Annotated in this window: 14 protein-coding genes; 12 read left to right on the top strand and 2 right to left on the bottom strand. The window is 37.6% G+C overall.

The annotated features are described in order from the left end of the window. Positions 1 to 133: 133 nt before the first annotated feature. On the bottom strand, positions 134 to 1,417 hold the full coding sequence (locus Q1A47_RS00585) for an NCS2 family permease (protein ID WP_026680853.1): 1,284 nt from the start codon (positions 1,415 to 1,417) through the stop codon (positions 134 to 136). 353 nt (positions 1,418 to 1,770) lie between these two features. On the opposite strand from Q1A47_RS00585, the gene sdaAB reads away from it, so the two are divergent. The 9 genes from sdaAB (at position 1,771) to rnc (ending at position 9,737) form a co-directional block, all read left to right on the top strand. Continuing rightward, positions 1,771 to 2,433: an L-serine ammonia-lyase, iron-sulfur-dependent subunit beta gene (gene sdaAB / locus Q1A47_RS00580; RefSeq protein ID WP_026680854.1), complete on the top strand. Its 663-nt coding sequence runs from the start codon at positions 1,771 to 1,773 to the stop codon at positions 2,431 to 2,433. 26 nt (positions 2,434 to 2,459) lie between these two features. Then, positions 2,460 to 3,335, top strand: a complete 876-nt coding sequence (gene sdaAA, locus Q1A47_RS00575; protein WP_026680855.1) for an L-serine ammonia-lyase, iron-sulfur-dependent, subunit alpha — start codon at positions 2,460 to 2,462, stop codon at positions 3,333 to 3,335. 14 nt (positions 3,336 to 3,349) lie between these two features. Then, positions 3,350 to 5,383: an ATP-dependent DNA helicase RecG gene (gene recG, locus Q1A47_RS00570; protein WP_121605236.1), complete on the top strand. Its 2,034-nt coding sequence runs from the start codon at positions 3,350 to 3,352 to the stop codon at positions 5,381 to 5,383. A 77-nt stretch (positions 5,384 to 5,460) separates the two neighbouring features. After that, positions 5,461 to 6,033: a transcription factor FapR gene (gene fapR, locus Q1A47_RS00565; RefSeq protein WP_166529891.1), complete on the top strand. Its 573-nt coding sequence runs from the start codon at positions 5,461 to 5,463 to the stop codon at positions 6,031 to 6,033. Then, on the top strand, positions 6,034 to 7,035 hold the full coding sequence (gene plsX / locus Q1A47_RS00560) for a phosphate acyltransferase PlsX (RefSeq protein ID WP_026680858.1): 1,002 nt from the start codon (positions 6,034 to 6,036) through the stop codon (positions 7,033 to 7,035). Continuing rightward, complete coding sequence (gene fabD, locus Q1A47_RS00555) at positions 7,035 to 7,970, top strand: ACP S-malonyltransferase (RefSeq protein WP_121605234.1); 936 nt, start codon at positions 7,035 to 7,037, stop codon at positions 7,968 to 7,970. The genes plsX and fabD overlap by 1 nt, the downstream gene beginning before the upstream one ends. Positions 7,971 to 7,972: 2 nt before the next feature. Then, entirely contained in the window at positions 7,973 to 8,713 is a 741-nt protein-coding gene (gene fabG / locus Q1A47_RS00550) for a 3-oxoacyl-[acyl-carrier-protein] reductase (protein ID WP_026680860.1), read from the top strand. Between the two features lie 34 nt (positions 8,714 to 8,747). Continuing rightward, positions 8,748 to 8,984 carry an acyl carrier protein gene (gene acpP, locus Q1A47_RS00545; RefSeq protein WP_026680861.1) on the top strand — a complete coding sequence of 79 codons (237 nt, stop codon included), beginning with the start codon at positions 8,748 to 8,750 and terminating at the stop codon, positions 8,982 to 8,984. 69 nt (positions 8,985 to 9,053) lie between these two features. Continuing rightward, positions 9,054 to 9,737 (top strand): ribonuclease III, encoded by a 684-nt coding sequence (rnc, locus tag Q1A47_RS00540; protein ID WP_026680862.1) that lies wholly within the window; start codon positions 9,054 to 9,056, stop codon positions 9,735 to 9,737. Positions 9,738 to 10,103: 366 nt separating this feature from the next. Here rnc and Q1A47_RS00535 read toward each other — a convergent pair whose 3' ends face one another. Then, complete coding sequence (locus Q1A47_RS00535) at positions 10,104 to 10,328, bottom strand: DUF1128 domain-containing protein (RefSeq protein WP_026680863.1); 225 nt, start codon at positions 10,326 to 10,328, stop codon at positions 10,104 to 10,106. 231 nt (positions 10,329 to 10,559) lie between these two features. Between Q1A47_RS00535 and smc the strand changes: the two genes are divergently transcribed. The 3 genes from smc (at position 10,560) to Q1A47_RS00520 (ending at position 15,536) form a co-directional block, all read left to right on the top strand. Next, positions 10,560 to 14,126, top strand: a complete 3,567-nt coding sequence (gene smc / locus Q1A47_RS00530; protein ID WP_166529889.1) for a chromosome segregation protein SMC — start codon at positions 10,560 to 10,562, stop codon at positions 14,124 to 14,126. A gap of 13 nt (positions 14,127 to 14,139) precedes the next feature. Further along, positions 14,140 to 15,135: a signal recognition particle-docking protein FtsY gene (ftsY, locus tag Q1A47_RS00525; protein WP_166529888.1), complete on the top strand. Its 996-nt coding sequence runs from the start codon at positions 14,140 to 14,142 to the stop codon at positions 15,133 to 15,135. Positions 15,136 to 15,215: 80 nt separating this feature from the next. Continuing rightward, a complete protein-coding gene (locus Q1A47_RS00520) occupies positions 15,216 to 15,536 on the top strand; it encodes a putative DNA-binding protein (RefSeq protein WP_026680866.1) in 321 nt (106 codons plus the stop codon). The last annotated feature ends 10 nt before the right edge of the window (positions 15,537 to 15,546 follow it).

Here is a 15,546-nt window from a genome sequence, read left to right as displayed (position 1 = left end):
AATATACATCAAACATTTCAAAATAACTACTTGGCTTAACGCAGTCATTGCACTGATTTTATACTTTCTTAACTTTTAAAAAAAGGGGTACCCCTTTCGTCATTTTTACGTGACTTTTGGGATATCCCTTTTTTTATATTCCGATAATCTTCATGATGAAATCAAACAGGAACAAACCAGATATTACGATTAGTGCAGCCGATAACTCTCGATGTTTTCCAATTGCGATTTTTACAATTGGATATGCAATGAACCCAAAAGCCATACCATCAGCAATGCTGTAGGTGAATGGGATCATTACAACTATGAGTAGAGCTGGTATACATTCTGATAGGTTATCTAATGGTAGATATCGAATGTTTTGGGTCATCAAAAAGCCTACAATAATTAAGATAGGGCTTATAGCTGTATTTGGAATCATTGTTATCCAAGGAATAAGGAAAAGTGTTGCTAGAAACAATACTCCGGCAACGAGAGCTGTTTTTCCAGTTCTTCCTTTGGAAGCAATAACAGCAGCATTTTCTGCAGCAGAAACGGTTGGCGATGTCCCTAAGAAAGCACAGGTTAACGTTGAAAAAGCAGTCACTTGATAGGCTTTTGAGTACCTATTTTCTCGTTTTAACATCTCCAGCTGACCATGTAATAAACCCATGTTCTCAAAAATAAGGATCATCGATAAAGGGAATACCGCTAGCCAAAATGATAACTCATCAATTGCTGAAAATGAAGGCAGAAATAGCATTTCACTCCATGTAATATTTATTGCTTCGTTTCCAGTTTCTATGGTTCCAGCAATGAAAGCAAAAATAGTACCAGCAAACATGGTAAGCAGGAAATTAGCCGGGATATTTTTTACGAATAAGAATATGGCTAGAAACAAAGTCAATAAACTAACAATAACGGTAGCAGAGCTAAAATCACCAATCGCAATGATGGTATTTTCCCCGCTAATAACAAGTCCACTTTTTTCTAGCCCAATTAAGATTAAGAAAAAACCCAAACCAACAGTGATTGCATGTTTCAGTGAATTGGGAATAGCATCTCTTAACAATACACCTAACTTACTAAAAGCTGTTATTAAAAAAATAATAGCAGCTACAAGCACAACAGCTAAGCCTTCTTGAAAATGCAATTCCGTGCCTTCCACGATAGAGTATGCAAACAATGCGTTAATCCCCATACCTGGAATGATGATGAGCGGAAGTCTGCCGATGATTCCCATCAGTACTGTTCCAACAAAACTTGCGAGAATGGTTGCAACCATACCACTTTCAATGGACAACCCTGCTTCACTAAGGATAGACCCATTCACAACAACAATATACATTGTCGTTAAATAGCCTATCAGACCAGCAATAAACTCATTTTTAAAACTTGAGTTCGGCTGTAAATTATGCTGGTGTTTCTTATCAGGCATATGAACTCCTCATCGTATCTCCTGTCCCTCTCCCACCCGATTATAAACGTATAATCCACAAATTTTAATTATAGATCTTATAAACATGGAAGTCAATGTATTACAGGACATGGATAATGAATAAGAATAGCATTTGTAGTGGATTCAAAATTATTCGGATAACATGTATAAATAATAGCGATATACATGTTATCATACTTACAAGGTAATAATGGAAATGATTAATATCGACTTTTTTGTTATAATTTACTATGGAAGCTTAGGGGTATAACATTGACTTGTTATTGGAATGAATACCCTTACTTTAAAAGATTGTAAAACTGTGGAAACCTAAAACTAGGCGGTGGATAGCTATGAAATATAATTCTGTTTTTGATATTATTGGGCCGGTTATGATAGGCCCTTCTAGTTCTCATACAGCAGGTGCAGCGAGAATAGGTAAGGCAGCACGTACGTTATTCGGAAAAAGTCCGAAGTGGGCAAAGATATATTTATATGAATCTTTTGCAAAAACGTATAAGGGGCATGGTACTGATTTTGCTTTAGCTGGTGGCCTACTTGGATTTGAAACGGATGACACCCGTATGAGTAATGCGTTGAATATCGCAAAGGAAAGAGATTTTTATATTGAATTTATTGAAGATAGCGCAGCTGTCGATCACCCGAATACAGCTAGAATAGTTCTTGGCAATGAAACTGATACGCTTGAACTGGTCGGTGTTTCGATTGGTGGAGGAAAAGTGGAAATCACTGAATTAAATGGCTTTGAATTGCGGTTATCTGGAAATCACCCTGCTATTTTAATTATGCATAACGATCGCTTCGGAGCGATTGCTTCTGTTACAACAATACTTGCCAAACATCAAATTAATATCGGACATATGGAAGTGAATCGGAAGGATGTCGGTAAGGAAGCGTTAATGGTCATTGAAGTAGACCAAAATGTAGATGACGACGTGCTACATGAATTGGATAACGCTGAACACATTATTCAAATTTCCAAAATTGTCAGCTAGTGTTTTAACAAGAGAGGTGGAATTATATGTTTCGTACAGTGAAGGAATTAGTAGAGATTGCTGAAAATGAAAATATCTTAATTTCAGAAGTAATGATTCGGCAGGAAATGGAAGTTAAAGAAAAAACGCGTGAAGAAATATATGGAGAGATGGAGAAAAACCTACAAGTAATGGAAAACGCCATCGAGGACGCTTTGAAAGGTGTTGAATCAGTTACGGGGTTAACTGGTGGCGATGCGGTATTAATACAAAATTACATGAAAGAGAAAACTCCTTTATCTGGAAATTTACTACTTGATGCAGTTAGTAAAGCAATGGGTACAAATGAGGTTAACGCTGCAATGGGTACAATATGTGCTACTCCAACTGCTGGGAGCGCGGGATGTGTACCTGGCACATTATTTGCAGTTAAAAATCAGCTGCATCCTACACGTGAGCAAATGATTCGTTATTTATTTACTGCAGGCGCATTTGGGTTTGTCGTTGCAAATAATGCCTTTATTTCCGGTGCGGCAGGAGGATGTCAAGCAGAGGTTGGTTCAGCGGGGGCAATGGCTTCAGCTGCGATCGTTGAAATGGCGGGCGGCACTCCTCAGCAGTCTGCTGAGGCATTTGCTATGACATTAAAAAATATGCTTGGCCTTGTTTGTGATCCTGTTGCAGGTTTAGTAGAGGTTCCCTGTGTAAAACGAAATGCTGGGGGGTCCTCACTAGCAATTGTATCTGCTGATATGGCGTTGGCTGGTGTAACGAGTAGAATACCATGCGATGAAGTGATTGGCGCTATGTATCGAATTGGGAAACAAATGCCTTCAAGTCTTCGTGAGACTGGTGAAGGTGGATTAGCCGATACACCAACTGGTCGTTTTCTAAAAGATAAACTATTTGGGATTACAAGTTAGAAAGAGTGATTCACATGTTACGTGAGCCTGTAACAAACTTAAAAGGCATCGGCGATAAAATGGCAGAAGACCTTGCACTGATGCATATCTATTCGATTGAAGATTTATTAAATCATTTTCCTTATCGCTATGATATTTTCGAAATTAGGCCTCTTAGTGAGTTAATTCATGATGATAAAGTTACGATTGAGGGAAGGGTGATTCATGATCCTTCTCTTACTTTTTATGGCAAAAAAAAATCAAGACTTACCTTTACCCTCGAAGTTGAACAGGTTGCTGTTAAAGCAGTTATGTTTAATCGAGCTTTCGCTAAGAAACAAATTCATCAGGGGGACACGGTCACATTAACTGGGAAGTGGGATGCCCATCGTTTGCAAATTACGGTTAGTAATTATAAGAAGGGCCATGCCAATCAACAGGCAGAAATTCAGCCTATCTACTCTGTTAAAGGCAATATAACTAATGTTAAGCTGAAGAAATTAATTCAACAAGCATTGAAGGCTTGTTCCACGGAAATAGAAGAATTGTTACCAAATAGATATCTAGCAAGTTATAAAATACCTACTCGTAGTGAAGCTTTTACGATGATGCATTTTCCTAAGCATAGAGTAGCATTAAAGCATGCTAGACGGAGATTTATCTATGAAGAATTTTTACTATTTCAACTAAAAATGCAGCTACTTCGCAAGTTGAAACGTGAGGCAACTGTAGGAAATGCGCAACATTATAATTCAGATCTTGTTCAGGCATTTATTGCAAGTTTGCCATTTGCTTTAACAAATGCACAAGAAAAATCGTTAAATCAAATTCTATCCGATATGAAGTCTCCCTACAGAATGAGTCGTCTTTTACAAGGGGATGTAGGCTCGGGAAAAACAGCGGTTGCTGCAATATGTTTGTATGCTTCACTTACGGCAGGTAAACAAGGTGCGCTAATGGTACCTACAGAAATTTTAGCAGAGCAGCATTTCCAATCACTAGTTGAATTGTTTGATGATAAAGTGAATGTTACGTTATTAACTGGCTCTGTAAAAGGTAAAAAACGAAAAGCAATAACTGAAGGTATTGAGAAACATGAGATAAATATTGTCGTAGGGACGCATGCGCTGATTCAAGAGGATGTCATTTTTGATGACCTTGGATTTGTGATAGTAGATGAACAGCACCGTTTTGGTGTAGAGCAAAGGCGTATCTTACGTGAAAAAGGTCTTCAGCCTGACGTATTATTTATGACAGCAACCCCAATCCCTAGGACTTTAGCTATTACAGCATTTGGCGACATGGATGTATCCGTCATTGATGAGATGCCTATGGGCAGAAAGGAAATTGAGACATACTGGGTAAAAGAAAATACGCTGGATCGTGTGCTTCATTTTATCCATAAACAAATTTCTCTCGGAGAACAAGCATATATTATCTGTCCTCTCATTGAGGAGTCCGATAAATTAGATATTCAAAATGCCGTAGATGTATATCAACAGCTACAAGCGTTCTACCCAGAAGAAATAAAAATTGGTCTCATGCATGGTAGGTTGCCAACAGAAGAAAAAGATGCTGTAATGAAACAATTTGCTGATAATGAAGTACAGATTCTAGTATCGACAACAGTTGTAGAAGTTGGTGTTAATGTACCGAATGCAACAGTTATGGTTATTTATGATGCTGAGCGGTTTGGACTATCACAACTCCATCAATTGCGGGGAAGGGTTGGACGAGGTGCTAAACAAAGCTACTGCATTTTAATTGCCGACCCAAAAGGAGAAACAGGAAAAGAACGTATGCGGATTATGTCTGAAACAACCGATGGATTTGCTTTGTCTGAAGAGGATTTACGATTGAGGGGACCAGGGGATTTCTTTGGAAGGAAACAGAGTGGTGTACCCGAATTTAAAGTAGCTGATATGATTCATGATTATCGAGCTTTAGAAACAGCACGAAAGGATGCGCAGAACATCATTGATGAAAACCTGTTAGAAGATGATCCGGAATTCCGTTTACTGCAGCAATATGTAGAGGAAAATTCCGTTTTTAACGAGAAATTAGACTAAGAAATATTTGCATAAACAAGCAAGGTATTATATATTACTATTAGGATCAAGTCATAAAAAATATGGACGGTGCAAGCATGAAACGACCAAAATCTGATCGACAACGATTATTAAAAGAGACAATTGAAAAGACACCTTTTATTACAGATGAAGAATTGGCAAAACAATTCTCTGTCAGTATCCAAACGATCCGGTTAGATCGGATGGAGCTTTCTATTCCTGAATTAAGGCAGCGGATTAAATCAGTTGCTACGAACCAATGGAATGAAACTGTTAAAGCATTACCACTTGAAGAAGTAATTGGAGAAGTGGTTGACTTGGAATTAGATAATCGGGCAATCTCAATTTTAGACATTGGTGCGGAGCATGTATTCTCGCGTAATAAAATTGCCCGTGGTCATCATTTGTTTGCTCAGGCAAATTCTCTTGCTGTTGCTGTGATTAATGATGAATTAGCTCTAACTGCTAAATCAGAATTGAAATTTACACGACAGGTTAAAGAAGGCGAACGCGTGGTTGCGAAGGCTGTAGTTGAAGGAAAAGAGAAAGGACTTACGATTGTTCATGTTAACAGCATTGTAGAAAATGAAACAGTGTTTACTGGTATTTTCCATATGTATCAACCTAATGAACAAAAAGGAGAACAATAAATGAAACTTGCAATAGATGCCATGGGTGGCGATCATGCACCAAAAGCTGTAGTACTTGGAGCGATGAAAGCTGTCTCTGAGATTGACCAACTACATATTACCCTAGTTGGGGATGAAGCGAAGATAAATGAGTACTTAACAGATACTAAAAATATTGATATTTTACATACAACAGAAGTAATTACTTCAGAAGATGAACCTGTACGTGCGGTTCGCAGGAAAAAGAAGGCGTCATTAGTCTTAATGGCCCAAGAGGTAAAAGAAGGTAGAGCCGATGCTTGTATTTCTGCTGGAAATACGGGAGCATTAATGAGCGCAGGTCTCTTTATCGTTGGTAGAATTACAGGCATTGAGCGCCCTGCTCTAAGTCCGACATTACCCACTTTAGATGGGCAAGGATTCCTGCTATTGGACGTAGGTGCAAATGTTGATGCGAAGCCGAATCACCTATTACAATACGCGTTAATGGGTTCTATTTATGTCGAGCAAGTGCGCTCTATTACCAATCCTAGGGTAGGGTTATTAAATGTTGGAACCGAAGATGGGAAAGGGAATGACCTTACTAAAAAAGCGTTTCACCTTTTGAGTGATACGCCAATTAATTTTATCGGCAATGTCGAAGCGCGTGATTTGTTAACTAACGTTGCAGATGTTGTAGTAACTGACGGATTCACTGGTAATATTGCATTAAAAACAATTGAAGGAACTGCCGGGGCTATGTTTTCCATGCTTAAAGAGACATTTATGTCATCTGTAAAAACGAAAATTGCCGCTGGTATGATTAAAAACGACTTGAAAGGATTAAAAGCAAAACTAGATTATGCAGAATATGGCGGGGCAGGATTATTCGGATTAGCAGCACCAGTTGTGAAGGCGCATGGTTCATCTGATTCAAACGCCATATATAATGCAGTTAAACAGACGTGTCACATGGTTAATAACCAAATTACGGAAACGATTAAACAAACGATTGAGACAATGAATTTGGAGGGGGACAAATAATGAAGCAGGTTGCCTTCATGTTTCCTGGGCAAGGGTCCCAGACAGTAGGAATGGGAAGAGAACTATATGAAGCATCACCTAAGATCCAAAAACTCTTTGATGATGCAGATCAAATTTTACAAAAGAATCTAACAAAAATTATGTTTGAAGGGCCAAAAGAGGAACTCACAGAAACAGAAAATGCACAGCCGGCCTTATTATTAACAAGCATCGCTCTTCACACCATGTTATTAGATATGGAAGTACAGCCAGTAATGACGGTTGGTCATAGTCTTGGAGAATACAGCGCATTAGTAGCTGCTGGAGCTATTTCGTTAGAGGAAGCTTTGCCACTTGTAGCAAAACGTGGAAAATTAATGGAGCAGGCTTTTCCAAAAGGACAAGGTACAATGGCGGCAGTGCTTGGGTTAGATAGTGAGACGATTCAAGCTGGGCTTAGTGAAATAAATGAAGAAGTTGTAGATCTAGCTAATCTAAATTGTCCAGGACAAATTGTTATTTCTGGGTCAGTTAAAGGTATCGAGATGGCCAAAGAAATTTTAAAAGCGAAAGGTGCTAAACGCGTTCTTCCGTTAAATGTCAGTGGACCATTTCATTCTCGTCTTATGAAATCGGCTAATGAGGCATTTTCAGAGTACTTAAACAAGGTAACGATTAATGATGCAGCGATTCCTATCTACGCAAATGTATCAGCTTCACCAGTAAGGGAGAATGCTGAGATCAAAGAACTATTAATTAAACAACTGTATTCTCCTGTTCGATTTGAGGAATCAATTAGAAATATGATGGAGAAAGAAGTAGATGCATTTGTAGAAGTAGGAAATGGTAAAGTGTTAAGTGGTTTGGTGAAGAAGGTTAATCGAAATACTACTACGTTTGCTGTTCAAGATACTGCTTCATTAAATGACTTTATATCATGGTTTAAGGGGGATTAATAATGCTTAAAGGCAAAAACGCATTGGTTACAGGAGCGTCTCGTGGTATAGGCCGTTCCATTGCATTAGAATTAGCAAAACAAGGTGCGAATGTCGCCGTGAATTATGCTGGGAGCGAAGATAAAGCGAAAGCTGTTGTCGAAGAAATTAAAGCGATGGGCTCTAATGCTTTTATCGTGCAAGCTGATGTAGCTGATGAGGCAAGTGTTAAATCAATGATTAAAGAAGTAGTAAGTAATTTTGGTTCATTGGACATTCTTGTTAATAATGCCGGTATAACGAGAGATAATTTATTAATGAGAATGAAAGAAGAAGAATTCGATCAAGTAATTAATACCAATTTAAAAGGTGTATTTGTTTGTACAAAGGCAGTTACAAGACAAATGATGAAGCAAAGAGCTGGAAAGATTGTTAACGTAGCTTCCATTGTTGGAGTTAGCGGAAATCCTGGACAAGCAAATTATGTAGCAGCAAAAGCTGGTGTCATAGGTTTAACGAAAACAACAGCAAAGGAACTTGCTTCAAGAAATATTCATGTTAATGCCGTAGCGCCAGGTTTTATATCTACAGATATGACGGATGCCTTAACTGATGAACAGCAAAAGGAAATGCTAGCAATGATCCCTTTAAACAAGCTTGGAGAGCCAGAGGATGTTGCAAAGGTTGTACGCTTCCTTGCAAGCGATGATGCAAACTACATTACGGGCCAAACGATTCATATTGATGGTGGAATGGTTATGTAATACTACGGATTTCCTTGAAAGGAGGTGAAGGAACGTGGCAGATGTGTTTGATCGTGTAAAAGATATTATCGTTGATCGTCTTGATGTGGAAGAGTCAAAAGTAACAATGGAAGCATCGTTTAAAGAAGATTTAGAAGCTGACTCTCTTGATGTGGTTGAGCTTGTAATGGAGCTTGAAGACGAATTTGATATGACAATTGCTGATGAAGAGGCTGAAAAAATAAATACAGTTGGTGATGCTGTTAACTACATAAACAGCACACAAGAATAACAGGAAGAGAAAGTCTCGCGAGTTTTGGCGGGACTTTCCGTATATTTAATGGAAATTGAGGTGTCCAGCGTGGAAATTGCCCAGTTAGAGAAACATTTAAATATTATGTTTCACAACCATATATTGATTAGACAGGCATTTACACATTCATCTTATGTGAATGAGCATCGTAAGGAAGTATTTTCGGATAATGAAAGGTTGGAATTTCTAGGTGATGCTGTACTAGAATTAGGAGTATCTCAATATCTTTTTCGTAAGCATCAACATATGCCAGAAGGAGAAATGACTAAATTAAGAGCCTCTATTGTTTGTGAACCTTCACTAGCTAGCTTTGCCAGAGGTCTTGAATTTGGTCAATTTATATTACTAGGTAAAGGAGAGGAACAAACAGGTGGTCGAGACCGCTCTGCTTTACTTGCTGATGTTTTTGAAGCCTTCTTAGGAGCATTATATTTGGATCAGGGGTTTGATGCAGCGTTACAATTTTTAGAAGACCATGTATTTCCGAAGATTACAGATGGTGCTTTTTCGCATGCGATGGATTACAAGAGTCAGTTACAAGAATTAATTCAACAGATTAAAAATCAATCAATCGAGTATAGAATTATAGAAGAAAGAGGCCCATCTCATCATAAAGAATTTGTTGCTAATGTACTCATTCAAAATGAAATTTATGGATCGGGCATTGGACGCACAAAAAAAGAAGCCGAGCAGCGTGCTGCAAAAGCAGCGATAGATAAATATAATTCATAAAACAACTACAGTTGTTTTAAAGTAGATAGAACGATTAGGATGAGCCGTTGTTTTTTCAGTAGTGCGTCAGTTTTTGTACACAAAAACTGACGCACTCTCGCAGGAAGCAACAGCTCACACTTTTCATTCTTATGAGAAACCACTATTACAGTTAAATAGAATGAAAGTTTGGGAGCTCCCCTTGCAAGCGACTCAACACGCGCCATTTATCCACATGGGTAAATTTTATAATTTCCTAGACTACAAAAAAAGATTTCCTTCACTCATTAAGCTTAGCTAAGTGAAGGAGCATCTTTTTTGGTTCTGTATTCGTGTGGGCAGGCCTCTGTCCCGCGAACTTCATAATGGGAATCGTTACGTATTCACTTAATGCTTTCGAACAGATCGTAGCTCTTCAATAAAAGCTTGTGTTTCTTGAGCGCTGAGTCGCCCTTTCTGTTTAATCATATCATACATAAATTTGATCTCTTCATATTTATTCAAATCATAATCTTCCGGATCCATTATCGTGCGATTAACAACATCTAGTTGTTCAGCAATTTCATCAAGTAAAATCTTTAAATTTTCTGCTGATGGTTTTTCTAAGCTCATTCTATAATATCTCTCCCCTACGATTTAAAACTAATAGAGTATGTATGGTCTACTCTTCTTTTGTTTCTATGTTTATGATAAAATAAATGCGGTAAAAAGCCAAATTTGTTTTTCGTAAAACTAATTATAGAAATACGATGAATAAGAATCGTGCTTGATAAATTTATGATAATTGAGAACTTAAATAGATGCAATTTGTCAATGTTCTTTATTGAATTAGGAGAATGTAATATGTACTTAAAAAGGTTGGAAAGTGTTGGCTTTAAATCTTTTGCAAAACGGATTAATGTTGATTTTGTTCCAGGAGTAACTGCAGTGGTAGGACCTAATGGAAGTGGAAAAAGTAATATAACGGATGCTATTCGTTGGGTGCTAGGGGAGCAGTCGGCAAAATCCTTACGTGGATCTAAAATGGAAGATATTATTTTCCAAGGGAGTGATACACGTAAAGCATTAAATGTTGCAGAAGTAACGTTAGTATTGGATAACCATGACCAGCTCCTACCTTTAGAATATGAAGAAGTAAGTGTAACTAGAAGGGTATATCGTTCTGGTGAAAGTGAGTTCTATATAAATAATCAATCGTGTCGATTAAAAGATATTGTTGATTTGTTCATGGATTCAGGACTTGGACGTGAGGCCTTTTCAATTATTAGTCAAGGAAAAGTGGAAGAAATTCTTAGCTCAAAAGCAGAGGAAAGAAGGACTATTTTTGAAGAGGCAGCTGGGGTTCTGAAATATAAGCAGAGGAAGAAGAAAGCCGAATATAAACTAGCTAAAACACAAGAAAATCTAAACCGTGTAGAAGATATTATTCATGAAATCGAGCAACAACTCGATCCAATGAAAAAGCAAGCACAAACAGCAGAAAAATACGTAGCACTCAAAGAAGAATTAAAGGAAAAAGAAATTTCTTATCTTCTAGCTGAAATTGAGATTATACATAATCAATGGCAATCAACGCTTCAAGAGCTCGATCAAATGAAATTAAAAGAAGTAGAGTTGAAAACAGCGATTCAACAAAAAGAAGCGTCACAAGAAAGTGAAAGACAAGCAATTGATCAATTAGATGGCACCATCGAAAAGCTACAGGCTGATTTGTTATCTATGACACAGCAGTTGGAAAAATATGAAGGAAAGAAGCAATTATTTTTAGAGAGATTCAAGCACTTTGAAGACAACAAAGAAAAACTGGAGGAGCAAAAAAAGGAAACTTCAATTCGAATTGGAAAATTGCATGAAGAAGTTATTCAGGAAAAAAAACGCCTATCTGAATTACAAACCATAAAAGCTGCAACAAAAGGTGAAATTAAACAACTCGAACAGAAGCTAAGCTTAGGAAAAGAGAACCTTGCGGAGAAAATTGAAGATTTAAAATCAGAGTACATCGAGTATTTAAATAAGCAAGCTGTTCGGCGAAATGAATTACACTCCATTGACGAGCGAATTCAACAGCTTGATGGCAAGAAAGAAAAACAAACGGAAAAATTTAAAGACCTACTGCGTGAAAGAGAAAAACTGACAAAGCAAGCAAATCAACTGGCAGAAGATTTAAAGAGCCAAGAAAATAAGTACGCAGACAAAGACGACACTATAAAAGCGATCAAGCAAGAATTGGAGCAAAGAAGAAGTGAGTTCCAAGAAGCGCAGGCAAAATTATATCAAGGGTATCAGTACATCGAAAAAATTAAATCAAAAAAAGAAATGCTTGAAGAAATGAAAGAAGACTTTCAGGGATTCTTTCATGGTGTAAAGGCTGTGCTAAAGGCAAGAGAAGATGGAACCTTGACAGATATTAATGGAGCAGTTATTGAATTAATACATGTACCCAAATCCTATATCACTGCGATAGAAACGGTACTTGGTGGACAGGCACAACACATTGTTGTAAAAGATGATAAGGCAGCAAGACAATCCATCGTATGGTTGAAAAAAACAAATAGTGGCCGGGCAACATTTTTACCGTTAGCTTCTATCCAAGAGCGTTTTATTCCAAGCGAGCTAATGAAGAAGTTAGAGCAGCATCAAGGATTTATCGGCATCGCATCGCATCTAGTCAATGTGGATAATACGTACAGGAAGGCCATTAATCATCTAATGGGACACGTTATTATTGCAAAAACATTAAAAGATGCCAACGAGCTGGCTACTACGGCGATGCGGAAATTTCGTATTGTCACACTGGAGGGAGATGTTGTTAACCCAGGAGGTTCCATGTCAGGTGGAGCGCAAAAAAAGACAAATCAATCTCTATTTACAAGAGAAAAAGATCTACAGGAAATGACGGAGAAGCTAAGGCAGTTTGAATCAAAAACCTTAGATTTTGAAAAAAATGTACAAAAGCAAAAGCAATATATTAGTGAAACAGAAAAACAATTACTTGAAGAAGAACAGAGTATTCAACAAGAGCAGCAAAAACTACAGGAATTACGTGCTTTTCATCGAGAAATTGAAATGAAAAAAGAAACCTTAAACGATAATCTTACATTATACGATCAGGATAAAAAACAATTTGCAGAAGATAAAGAACAGCTCGTTCAACGACAAGCGCGATTAACAGAGGAATTAGCCGACTTAAATAGTAAGACCCAACAACTAGAGGAAGAAATTGAAATAGTAACAAAGCAACAATCGGAAGTTCAAGAGAATAAGGAAAGGTTACAAGAGGAGTTACATCGCAACCATGTATTACTAGCAGAACAGGATGAGCGCGAGAAGAGTCAGCGGGAGAAAACAAATAGTGTTCAGAACCAATTAGCTGAACTACAACGTCAATACGATCTGTATGCTGAGGAATTAGATGATTTGCTTGCTTTTCATCAGTCGAATGAGACGGAAGAGGAAATTGATGCATCTATTTCGAATCATCGTACTGAGAAGGAAAAAATCACAGAAACCATACAAAAAAAGCGAGGAGAAAGATCAGAACGCACGCAAATCATGCAGGATAAAGAGCGTGAATTGAAAGAAGAGAATAAACATTACGAAGCTCTCAGAGCAGATATTCAGAAAAAAGAAGTACAGTCGAATCGAATGGATGTAGAATTAGAAAATCTTCTGTCTCATTTACAGAATGAATACATTATTACGTATGAGAAGGCAAAACAAATCTACGATAAGGCTGAAAATAAAGAAGCATCTCAATCAGCGGTGCAGCAATTGAAGCAGCAAATTGATCAGTTGGGGACAGTGAATTTAGGGGCAATCGATGAGTATGAACGAATCACTGAGCGGTACACATTTTTGACAGAGCAACAAACTGATTTAGTTGATGCCAAGAAAACCCTTTACGATGTAATTGCGGAAATGGATGAAGAAATGAAAAAACGATTTGGCAATACTTTTCAGCAAATAAAGGAAGAGTTTGCTACCGTATTTCAACAACTCTTTGGTGGAGGTCGGGCCGAATTAAAATTAACGGACCCAAAAAGTTTACTGGATACAGGCGTAGATATCGTAGCACAGCCGCCGGGTAAGAAGCTTCAGCATTTAGGGTTATTATCTGGTGGAGAGCGGGCATTAACTGCTATTGCTTTATTATTTGCTATTTTACGAGTGCGTCCAGTGCCATTCTGTGTATTAGATGAAGTAGAGGCAGCGTTAGATGAAGCAAACGTATCACGTTTTGCTAACTATGTAAAAATATTTAGTGAAAATACCCAATTCATTGTAATCACCCACCGAAAAGGTACAATGGAAGAAGCAGATGTTCTATATGGTGTAACGATGCAGGAATCGGGTGTATCTCGATTAGTTTCCGTTCGACTGGAAGATACAAAGGAATTAATAAAGTCATAAGGAGGTAATGGAAATGGGATTTATGGATAAATGGAAAATGAAATTTCAAAAAAATGAAGAAGAAACCAAAGAGGTTTCAACGAAATATAAAGACGGGATGAAGAAGACCCGTCAATCTTTTTCTGGAAGGATTAATGATTTAATAGCTCGATACCGGAAAGTAGACGAGGACTTTTTCGAAGAATTAGAGGAAGTGTTAATCACTGCTGATGTTGGTGTATCGACTGTAATGGATTTAATTGATGAATTGAAAATGGAAGTAAAACGACAAAATATCAAAGACTCCAAAGCGGTGAAGGATGTTATTTCAGAAAAACTCGTTGAAATATATTACGGAGAAGATGATGAACATACAGAACATCTAAATCTTCAAGAGGAACAACTATCCATTATTTTAGTAGTGGGTGTAAATGGAGCTGGAAAAACGACATCTATTGGTAAATTGGCCTATCAGCTAAAACAACAAGGAAAAAAAGTGGTTTTAGCTGCAGGAGATACGTTTCGAGCTGGAGCGATTGAACAGTTAGATATTTGGGGAGAACGAGCCGGTGTTGATGTAATCAAACAAAACGAAGGTAGTGATCCAGCTGCTGTTATTTTTGATGGAATAAAGTCAGCGAAATCACGCAATGCTGATGTTCTTATTTGTGATACAGCAGGAAGATTACAAAATAAAGTTAATCTAATGAATGAACTAGCAAAAGTTAAGCGAGTTATTGAGAGGGAGGTCCCTGGTGCTCCGCATGAAGTTTTACTTGTATTGGATGCAACTACTGGGCAAAATGCTCTTAGTCAAGCAAAAACATTTTCAGAAGCGACAGATGTTTCTGGCATCGTTTTAACGAAATTAGATGGTACAGCTAAGGGTGGTATTGTTTTAGCTATTCGTCATGAATTACAACTTCCAGTTAAGTATGTAGGATTGGGAGAGAAGATGGAAGATCTACAAGAATTTGATGCGCATGCGTTTGTTTATGGGTTATTTGCGGATATGCTAGAAGAAGATTAATTAGTAGCGGCTTGACATACAAACGGAACATTCGTTATTATATTTTGTAAAGGTAAATCACTTAACAAGGGGTGTATATCATGCTAGAAAAAACAACGCGAATGAATTATTTATTTGATTTTTATCAGGCATTACTTACACCCAAACAGCGAAATTACATGGAAATGTATTATCTTGAGGATTATTCTCTTGGTGAGATTTCTGAAGTATTCGATGTATCAAGGCAGGCTGTATATGATAATATTAAGCGAACAGAACATATGTTGGAAACGTATGAGGAAAAGCTATCCTTATACAAGAAGTTTCAGCAGCGATCTGAGCTTATAGAAAGTCTGGAAGCTGAATTGTCTGAGCAAAAAGCTGTTCAGCAAATCATTCATAAATTAAAAGAATTAGATTAGGGGGACACCT

Source organism: uncultured Virgibacillus sp. (genome assembly GCF_947495635.1).
Lineage (GTDB): Bacteria > Bacillota > Bacilli > Bacillales > Amphibacillaceae > Virgibacillus > Virgibacillus salarius.
This window is presented reverse-complemented; position numbering and strand designations above follow the sequence as displayed.